We start from the raw sequence: 9,250 nt of genomic DNA on the forward strand, positions 1-9,250 counted from the left end.
TAGAATGGCAGGCCAGATCGAGGAGAATGCAATGCGGACGCTGATGGCCGGATTCGTGAAGACTGCAGGCCTCGTGGCCGCTGGGATGGTTCTGGTTGCCGCGTCCGCCCAGGCCGACGTGGTGCCGCCCTTCAAGGGTAACGACACCGGCGGCATCATCGCCTATCAGCTGGCCCAGACCACCGATGCGCGCCAGCTCGCGGTCGACCATTGCGCCTCCTACGGCAAGGTCGCGAAGTTCAGCGCCGTCGATGCGCGCTACGGCGGCTACGTCTCGTTCTCCTGCCGCTGGGTACCGTACGGCTCGGCGCAGCGGCCGCTGCGGACGCTCTACTGACCTTCCATCAACACCGTTCTCCTAATTGCCATCTTTTGGCGGCATTCGCTCTGGCATCGATCAACGAGCCGGAACGGGGGCACATGACCTGCACACGCATCGCAATCGGGCTGTTGGCCTGCTGCCTTCTGGGCGTGACCGCGAGCCATGAGGCTCGGGCCGTCGACCTGCCGGTGCGCAAGGCCGGCCTGTGGGAGCTGAAGATGATCAGATCCGGTGGTCAGCTGCCGGAGGCGACGATTCAGCACTGCACCGACGCGGCCACCGACAAGGAGATGAACAACTTCGCCTCTCCGATGGCGCAGCAGGTCTGCTCCAAGCAGGACATCCAGAAGACCGCGACCGGCTACGTCTCCGATTCGGTCTGCAATTTCGGCGGCATCAATACGACGTCGCATGCCGACATCACGGGCGATTTCAACTCGGCCTATACGGTGAAGACGATGTCGCGCGTCACGGGCGGCGCCGCCGGCACCGGGGTGAAGGACACCGCGATGACGATCGAGGCCAAGTGGCTCGGCGCCTGCAAGCCCGACCAGAAGCCCGGGGACATCGTGATGCCCGGCGGCATGAAGATGAACGTCAAGGACATGGCCAAGCTGAAGGCCCTGATCCCGGGCGTGAAGCAGTAGGCGGGCGCTCGTTGCGCGTGATGGGCGCAGCGACGTGGATCGTCGCTCATTCGCGGACGCAAAGCACGATCTTCCCGATGTGCCGGCCCGTCTCCATGCGGGCATGCGCATCGGCCGCCTCGGACAGGCGATAGGTGCTGTCGATGTGCGGCCGAATGGCCGTTCCGAGAAGAGGCCAGATCCGCTGCCGCAGCTCGGTCGCGATCCGCCGCTTGAGATCGAGCGACGTCGACCGCAGGAACGCGCCGGTGATGCTGGCCCGGCGCACCATCAGGCTGCGCAGCGGCACCGCCAGCTCCTTGCCCTGTCCAGCCGAGAGCTGGGCGATCCGTCCGCCCATCGCGAGCGCCGCAAGGTCCTGGGCGATGTGAGCGCCGGCGGAGGTGTCGAGGATGCAGTCGACCCCGCGCGTCCCCGTCGCCGCGCGGATCTGCTCGGCGAGATCGGGATCGGCATAGTCGAACACGGCGCTGCAGCCGAGCCTGAGTGCCAGGGCGCGCTTCTCCGCGGTGCCGGCGGTGGCCATGACGGGATGTCCCAGCGCGCGCAGCAGCTGGATCGCGATCGTGCCGACGCCGCTGCTGCCGCCGTGAATCAGGGTGGTCTCGCCGGGCGCCATGCGCATCAGCTCGAAGAAGTTGAACCAGGTCGTGAACAGCGCCTCGGGCAGGGCGGCGCCTTGGATCCAGTCGAGGCTGCTCGGCAGGTCCAGCGCAAGATGCTGATCGGTGGCGACGTATTGCGCGTATGAGCCGCCGTCGGTCAGCGCCATCACCGCTTGACCCAGCCGTTCCGGGGAAACGTCGGCGCCGCAGGCCACGATGCGCCCCGAGGCTTCCAATCCCGGTATGGGATTGGGCTCCCGCGACGGCCCGGCAGCGCGCTGGTTGCAGTCGTGACGGTTGATGCCGGCGGCGGCGACCTCGATCAGGACGTCGTCGGGGCCGAGCCGCGGGACCGGCCAGTCCTGTCGCTCCGACAGGACCTCCGGGCCGCCCGCGGCGGTGATGATGACGGCGCGCTGATCGTCCGGAATCATGTGTGGTCGCTCATGTGCTCACTTGCCGACCAGGCCGCACTTGCTGCGGTCGAGCGGACGAAACGCCTGATCGGGGGCGATCTTCGTCACCAGCTTGACGAAGTCCCAGGGGCCCTTCGATTCGGCGGGAGTCTTGACCTGGACGAGGTACAGGTCGTGCACCATGCGCTGGTCGTCGCGGATCTGACCGTGGTCCGCATAGGCGTCCGAGACCGGTGTGGATTTCATCTTCGCCATCACCGTTGCGCCGTCGTCGCTGTCCGCATCCTTCACCGCCTGCAGATAGTGCCGCACGGCCGAATAAACCCCGGCCTGGATCTGTGACGGCATCGCCTTGCGGCGCGCGTAGAACGCGTCGGAGAAGCGGCGCGCGGCGGGGGAGGCGTCCTCGAAGAAGCTGGTGACGATGAGATCGCCCTGCGTCGCCTTGAGGCCGATGGCTTCGATGTCGACGTTCTGGAACGACATCGGCACGATCTTCATCCCCTGGGCCGCAAGCCCGAATTCCTCGGCCTGCTTGATGGCGGTGGCATTGTCGCCGGCGACGTTGAGCGCCAGGATCTTGGCGCCGGAGGCCTGGGCCTGCAACAGGAACGAGCCGTAATCCGGCGTGCCGAGCTGCGCCTTGACGCTGCCGGCGACCGTGCCGCCGAGCTCGGCGATGCGGGCGCGCGCGGTCGCCTCGACCGAATGGCCGAACGCATAGTCGCCGGTGATGAAGAACCACGGCTCCTTGCTGGTCTGCATGATGCCCGAGACGACGGCGGTGGCGGTCGAATAGGCGTCGTGCGTCCATTGCACCGAGGTCGGCGCGCACGCCTCGTCGGTGAGCTGGTTGGCGCCGGCCCCCGAGACGAGGAAGATCCTGCCGTTGCTGCGCACCAGCTCCTGGACGCCGAGCGCCGCGCCGGAGCTGCCGCCGTCCGCGATCGCCTGCACGCCGTCCTGTTCGAACCAGCGCCGGGCGATCGCGACCGCGATATCCGGCTTGTTCTGGTGGTCCGCCTGAAGGATCTCGATCGGCCTGCCGTTGATGTTGCCGCCGAATTCCTCTGCGGCCATCCGTGCCGCTTCCACCGAGCCGGGCCCCATCGCGGTCGCAAAGATGCCGGTCATGTCGGTGAGCACGCCAATCCGGATGGCTTTCCCTTTGATGTCCGCCTGCGCGGATGAGCCTGCAAGCAGCAACAGCGCGGCGATGCCCGCTGTGAGACGTCGCGACATGATGATCCTCCCCGGATTCAACGACTTTGTTTGTTATGTCGTGTTTGGTTGGTGCGCCGCGCGGTTCCGCGAGGCGGAGACGTCAGGCCGCCGGTTCGGCGGCCACGGGATTGCGCAGTACGCCGATGCCCGAGATCTCGACCTCGACCGTATCGCCGGGCTTCATGAACAGTGGCGGGGTGCGCTTGAAGCCGACGCCTCCCGGCGTGCCGGTGACGATCACGTCGCCCGGCAGCAAGGTCATGATCTCCGAGCAATAGACGATCAGATCAGGCACGTCGGTGATGAGCAGGTCCGTGGTGGTCCGCTGCACGGTCTCGCCATTGAGGCGGGTCTGCAGCGTCAGCCTGGACGGGTCGGGAATTTCGTCGGCGGTGACGAGCCAGGGGCCGAACGCGCCGGACTGGTCGAAGGTCTTGCCCGACAGGAATTGCGACGTATGGCGCTGCCAGTCGCGGATGCTGCCTTCATTGTAGCAGGAATAGCCGGCGATGTGCGTGAGCGCGTCCTCGCGCCGGACATGCCGGCCGGCTGTCCCGATCACGAGCGCGAGCTCGCCCTCGTAGTCGAAATGATCGGAGACACCAGGGCGAACGATCGGTTGCAGATGTCCCACCTGGCTGGTCGGAAAGCGCGCGAACAGCGCCGGCTTCTCGGTGACGGTTCGCCCGGTCTCGGCGACGTGGTCGCGATAGTTCAGGCCGACGCAGATGATCTTGCCGGGATCGGGAATGACGGGCGCGAAGGCGATCGCGTCGAGCGGATAGTCGGCCGGTTCGGAGGCGAGCAGCGCGGCGGCGTCGCCGAGCGCATGGGCCTCAAGCAGCGCGCGCAGGCTCTTCGACGACAGCCGCCGGCCGAGGTCGACGACACCGTCGCTTTTCACTGCGCCGTAGCCGGCACGACCGTCGATGACAAAGGAAACCAGCTTCATACGTGAACCCTCTCAAAAGGAACGGAAACGCTCAGGCCGCGTTCGGCAGCGGTGTGAGGAAGGCGAGGCTTGACAACAGCGCCGCGGGATCTTCGCCCGTGCGGACAGCGCCCAGGATGTAGCGGTCGGGGCGCATCAGCACGGCGTCGAAGCCGTGCTGATCGAGCCAGCCGTCGAGGCCGCCAGCTTCCTCGCCGCAGATGACGGCGACGTCAGCGGCCGTCAGGCGGGCATGATGCTGCTCGATCACTGCGGCACCGAGTCCTGACCGGCACAACAGCGCGAAGCGATAACCGATGCGGTCGTCGCTGCGGCCGAGATCGCGGCTGCGGAATTGCGGCGCCGGCTTTCCGGTCATGCTGCGATCGCCGCAGGCCAGGCCCGGGCCGAGCAGCGGCTTCTGCACGTCGAGCTTGAGCTGGCCGTCGCCCTGTGCCGTGCCGGTCGCGAGCGCCGACTCGACCGCCTTGGTGTTGATGAGTCCGCCCAGCCGGATCGCGAGCTCGATGAACTCGCGTACATGCGGCGCGCGCTCGCTTTGATAGGTGTCGAGAAGATCAGGCGTTGCCTTGCCGGCGATCACATGGGCCAGCTTCCACGCGAGGTTGGCTGCATCGCGAATGCCGGCACACATGCCTTGGCCAAGGAACGGCGGGGTCTGATGCGCGGAATCACCTGCGAGCAGCAACCGTCCGCTACGCCATTGCTGCGCCACCGCTGAGTGGAAGGTGTAGACAGCGGCGCGTTCGATCTCGGCCTCTGCGGGCCGGAGCCAGGGCGAGAGCAGCTCCCACACGCGCGCCGGCCGCGTGATCTCGGCGGCGTCTTCGTCAGGCTGAACCGTGATTTCCCAGCGTCGGCGGTTGCCGGTGCCGCGAATGTAGGTCGCGGGACGCTGCTTGTTGCAGTGCTGGACGCTGAAATCGCCGAGGTCGGGCCGTTCCTCGCTCAGCCGCACGTCGCAGACCAGCCAGCGCTCGTGGAAGCCGAGATCGTCCAGCGCCGAGCCGATGAAGCGCCGCACCAGCGAGCGTGCTCCGTCGCAGCCGACCACATAAGCGCAGGAGATATCGACCAGCTGGCCCGTGGCGAGATCCTCATAGCGAACGCGGGCGCCGTCCTGGTTCTGCTCCAGCGCGAACACATCGCAGCGCGTGCGCAGCTCGACATGAGGCCAGCGCTCCAGGCCATTGTTGAGCACGGCTTCGAGATCGGGCTGGTGAAAGCGGTAGCTCAGATTCCAGCCCATCGCTGTCGGCGCGCTGGGGCGCGGCCAGTCCAGCAGCAACCGTCCCTCCGCATCGACGAAGCGCATCCCGGGACTTAAAGTGATGTGGGGCAGGATGGCGTCGGCGAGACCGATGGTCTGGAACACGCGCATGCATTCGTCATCGAAATGCACTGCGCGCGGCAAGTGATAAGCCTTGGCTTCGCGCTCCAGGACCAGGGTGCGGATGCCGCACAGGCCGAGCAGGTTGGCGAGCGTCGAGCCGATGGGCCCGCGACCGACGATGACGACGTCGAAGCTTCCGGAGTGTGCGGCCATGTTGCTCATGGTCGCATCTGTTCCGCAACCGCCTCGCACCTTCAAGGCGCGGTCACGAACTGTCCGCCCAGCGGACGCTCAGGCCTGGACGGGGATCGCGGCTGCGGCGTCGCGCAATGGCGCCGCGTACTGGGCGACAGCCTCCTCCAGGGTCATGGCGGAGCGGATCCAGATGATCGACATGCAGCCGAACACGACGTCGCCCCGCACGATCGGCACCGCGATCGATGACGTCTTCGGATTGAACTCGCCCTCGTTGCGGATTGCATAGCCGCGCTGAGACGTTTCATTCATCATGCGCTGCAGCCGCTCGGGCGCGAGGAAGGAAGCGTCCTCGGCATCCTCGATGCGTCGCAGGTGGTTGATGATGATGTCCCGCTCGGCGGGTGGGCAAGCGGCGAGATAGGCCCGGCCGGCCGAGGTCTGCAGCATCGGCAGGCGCTTGCCGATCATGCTGCGATCGATCGAGAGCGGGCTGCGCGCATGCGTGGTCTCCTGGATGACCATCGCGCCGTTCTCATAAGTCGACAGATCGACCGGCCAGATCAGGCTGCGGCTGAGCTCGGCGAGATAGGGCACGGCGACCTGGCAGATGAAGATGCCGGGATCATAGCCGTCTCCGAGGCTCAGCGCGTGGCGCGTCACCCGGAAGCGGTCGTCGCTGGCGCTGCGCGCGACATAGCCGAGTTCCTCGAGTGTTTCGAGCAACCGATAGACCGTGGGCCGCGGCAGATCGAGCTGGCGGGCGACGTCGCCGGCGCGAATGCCGCCGGACCGATTGACCGCGCGCAGCACGTCGAGGCCCCGCTTGAAGGCGCGGACACCCTCCGCAGGACGGGCTTGCGGAGATCGCGTCCGTTGCTTGGACACTTGGAAAATCCTCCCTGGTCTTCATTTCCGTCCGCCGATACCGTCTTGAGAACGCGAGCCGGATGCAGGGGCGGCAGTCTACTGCGGGACCGCGCGGAGCTGATACGAAATTCCGCCCGCGCCTTTCGGGAGAAAACAAGATGGAAATAACGGCGCTCGGTTACATCGGCATCAGGTCGTCCCAGGCGGAGCAGTGGGGACGCATGGCGACCGAACTCCTCGGGATGCAGCGCGTGGATCGCGCGGCCAGCGTGCAGGCCTATCGGATGGACGATCGCAAGCAGCGGCTGATCGTCGATGGCAGCGGCGACGGCGGGCTCGCCGTCATGGGCTGGGAGGTCGGCGACGGCGCCGCGCTCACGCGCCTGGCCAGCCGTCTCGACGACAACGGCGTGAAGGTGGCCCGTGGTTCGCAGGCGCTGGCCGATGAGCGTCATGTCACCGAGCTGATCTGCTTTCAGGATCCCGCCGGCAACACGATCGAGGTGTTCTGGGGGGCGGCCGTCGCCTCGGATCCCTTCAGGCCGGGACGTCCGATCTCCGGTTTTCGCACCGGGCCGCTCGGCATGGGACACGTCGTGCTCAACGTCGAGGACGTCGAGCCGCTGCTGCGGTTCTATCGCGACCTGCTCGGCTTCCAGGTGTCCGACTTCGGCCTGACGCCGTACAAGCTCTATTTCTTCCACGTCAACGGTCGCCACCACAGCTTCGCGATGGTCGGCTCCGGCCGCCGCACACTGCATCATTTCATGGTGGAGCTCGGCAGTCTCGACGACGTCGGCCAGGGCTACGATCTGGCGCAGCTCGAGGACGGGCGCGTAGCCTACACGCTGGGACGTCACACCAACGACCACATGACCTCGTTCTACGTCAACACCCCCTCCGGCTTCTTCATCGAATATGGCTGGGGCGGCCGGGTGATCGATCCCGCGACCTGGCGGCCGCACGAGACCTTCGATGGCCCGTCATTGTGGGGACACGAGCGCTTGTACTTGCCTGACGAGCCGCGCAAGCGCATGCGCGACATGCGGCTGTCCGCCGCCGCACGCGGCGTCCGCGTTCCCGACCCGCGCGTTCCGCCGCTGAACTGCGCGTGGCTCGACGCGGTGATCGCGCAGGAATGAGCTGAGCCGGCGATCTACACCGGGATCCGCACGCTCGCGCGCAGGCCGCCCATCGGGCTGTCACCCAGCGTGATGTCGCCACCATGGGAGCGCGCGATGTCGCGCGCGATGGCAAGGCCGAGGCCGGTGCCGCCTTCGTCCTGGTTGCGCGCATCGTCGAGGCGCAGGAACGGCTTGAACACCTCCTCGCGCATGTGGGCGGGAATGCCCGGGCCGTCATCGTCGACGGTGATGGTGAGGTAGCGGTGGTCGCGATGGCCGGTGATGGCGATCGCGTCGGCATGGCGGGCGGCGTTGGAGACGAGATTGCCGAGGCAGCGCTTCAGCGCCTGCGGCTTCACGGTCACCACCGGCAGGCCGTGGAACGACACCGTGGCGGAATGGCCGTTGCGCTCGGCGTCGCTGCGCAGCTCCTCGAGCGCGTTGGAGATGTCGGTCGGCTGCGCGATCTCGCCATTGTCGCCGCGCGCGAAGGCGAGATAGTCCTCCAGCATGTGCGACATCTCGTCGACGTCCTTGCGCATGGCGTCGATCTCGGGGCTGTCACCGAGCAGCGCCAGCTCGAGCTTGAAGCGCGTCAGGATGGTGCGCAGATCGTGGCTGACGCCGGCCAGCATCGCCGTGCGCTGCTCGAGCGTGCGCTCGATGCGCGCCTTCATCTCCAGGAAGGCGTGCGCCGCGCGCCGCACCTCGCGCGCGCCGCGCGGCCGGAAGTTCGGCACCTCGCGGCCCTTGCCGAAACTCTCGGCCGCATCGGCAAGGCGCAGGATCGGCTTGATCTGGTTGCGCAGGAACAGCACCGAGACGATCAGCAGGATCGACGACGTGCCGACCATCCAGAACAGGAAGATGTCGGTGTTCGACGCATAGGCCGCGCCGCGCTGCGCGAATACGCGCATCACGGCGTCATCGAGCGCGATGCGGATCTCGACCAGGTTGGAGCGGCCGACGGTGTCGATCCAGAACGGACGGCTGATCTGACGGCCGATCTGGCTCGACAGCGACTGGTCGAGCAGGTTGAAGAACGGCTTCGGCCCCGGCGGCGGCATGTCGCCGGCCGGCAGGAAGTCGACCACGAGATTGAGCCGCTGCTGCGCGATCCGGCGCAGCATGGTGCGGTCCTTGTCCTGCGGATAGCCCTTGTAGATGTCGATCAGCGCGGCGACGTCCTGCACCACGGCGGCGGAGAGGCGTCGCGTCACCGTGTTCCAGTGCCGCTCCATGAACACGCCCGCGACCACCGTCTGCAGGATCACCATCGGCACGATCATGATCAGCAGCGCCCGCGCATACAGGCCGGTCGGCATCCAGCCCTTGAACGCATTGCCGACGATGCTGTTGGCGCGCGACACGCGGCGGGATGCGGTGCGGATGAGGGTGAGGCCGGTGTCGAGCGTGGTCATGCTGATCTGCTCTCACGGGTGGCGCTGCCGTCATTGCGAGCGAAACGAAGCAATCCAGGGTCATCGCGGGACTCTGGAATGCTTCGTTTCGCTCGCAAGGACGCTGAGAGAGCAAACGCACACGTCTCGGAGCGATTGTCC

At 66.9% G+C, this 9,250-nt stretch carries 9 protein-coding genes; 3 read left to right on the forward strand and 6 right to left on the reverse strand.

Going from position 1 to position 9,250, the window contains the following annotated elements:
* Positions 1 to 31 precede the first annotated feature (31 nt).
* The gene (locus tag QW845_RS12950) at positions 32 to 337 is read left to right on the forward strand and encodes a hypothetical protein (RefSeq protein WP_315802169.1); all 306 of its coding nucleotides are present in this window, start codon (positions 32 to 34) and stop codon (positions 335 to 337) included.
* Positions 338 to 420: 83 nt separating this feature from the next.
* On the forward strand, positions 421 to 969 hold the full coding sequence (locus tag QW845_RS12955) for a DUF3617 domain-containing protein (protein ID WP_315801960.1): 549 nt from the start codon (positions 421 to 423) through the stop codon (positions 967 to 969).
* A gap of 46 nt (positions 970 to 1,015) precedes the next feature.
* On the opposite strand, the gene QW845_RS12960 is transcribed toward QW845_RS12955, so the two are convergent.
* The 5 genes from QW845_RS12960 to QW845_RS12980 form a co-directional block, all read right to left on the reverse strand.
* Positions 1,016 to 2,008 carry an NAD(P)H-quinone oxidoreductase gene (locus tag QW845_RS12960; RefSeq protein ID WP_315801961.1) on the reverse strand — a complete coding sequence of 331 codons (993 nt, stop codon included), beginning with the start codon at positions 2,006 to 2,008 and terminating at the stop codon, positions 1,016 to 1,018.
* Between the two features lie 18 nt (positions 2,009 to 2,026).
* On the reverse strand, positions 2,027 to 3,232 hold the full coding sequence (locus tag QW845_RS12965) for an ABC transporter substrate-binding protein (protein WP_315801962.1): 1,206 nt from the start codon (positions 3,230 to 3,232) through the stop codon (positions 2,027 to 2,029).
* 82 nt (positions 3,233 to 3,314) lie between these two features.
* Positions 3,315 to 4,166: a fumarylacetoacetate hydrolase family protein gene (locus QW845_RS12970; RefSeq protein ID WP_315801963.1), complete on the reverse strand. Its 852-nt coding sequence runs from the start codon at positions 4,164 to 4,166 to the stop codon at positions 3,315 to 3,317.
* Positions 4,167 to 4,197: 31 nt separating this feature from the next.
* Entirely contained in the window at positions 4,198 to 5,721 is a 1,524-nt protein-coding gene (locus QW845_RS12975) for a bifunctional 3-(3-hydroxy-phenyl)propionate/3-hydroxycinnamic acid hydroxylase (RefSeq protein ID WP_315801964.1), read from the reverse strand.
* Between the two features lie 69 nt (positions 5,722 to 5,790).
* Positions 5,791 to 6,582 carry a DNA-binding transcriptional regulator gene (locus QW845_RS12980; RefSeq protein ID WP_315801965.1) on the reverse strand — a complete coding sequence of 264 codons (792 nt, stop codon included), beginning with the start codon at positions 6,580 to 6,582 and terminating at the stop codon, positions 5,791 to 5,793.
* A gap of 140 nt (positions 6,583 to 6,722) precedes the next feature.
* Here QW845_RS12980 and QW845_RS12985 point away from each other — a divergent pair, with 140 nt between their 5' ends.
* The gene (locus tag QW845_RS12985; RefSeq protein WP_315801966.1) at positions 6,723 to 7,706 is read left to right on the forward strand and encodes a VOC family protein; all 984 of its coding nucleotides are present in this window, start codon (positions 6,723 to 6,725) and stop codon (positions 7,704 to 7,706) included.
* A 14-nt stretch (positions 7,707 to 7,720) separates the two neighbouring features.
* Here QW845_RS12985 and QW845_RS12990 read toward each other — a convergent pair whose 3' ends face one another.
* Positions 7,721 to 9,109 carry an ATP-binding protein gene (locus QW845_RS12990; RefSeq protein WP_315801967.1) on the reverse strand — a complete coding sequence of 463 codons (1,389 nt, stop codon included), beginning with the start codon at positions 9,107 to 9,109 and terminating at the stop codon, positions 7,721 to 7,723.
* Between the last annotated feature and the right edge of the window lie 141 nt (positions 9,110 to 9,250).

It is taken from the genome of Bradyrhizobium sp. SZCCHNS3002 (assembly GCF_032377435.1).
Classification (GTDB): domain Bacteria; phylum Pseudomonadota; class Alphaproteobacteria; order Rhizobiales; family Xanthobacteraceae; genus Bradyrhizobium.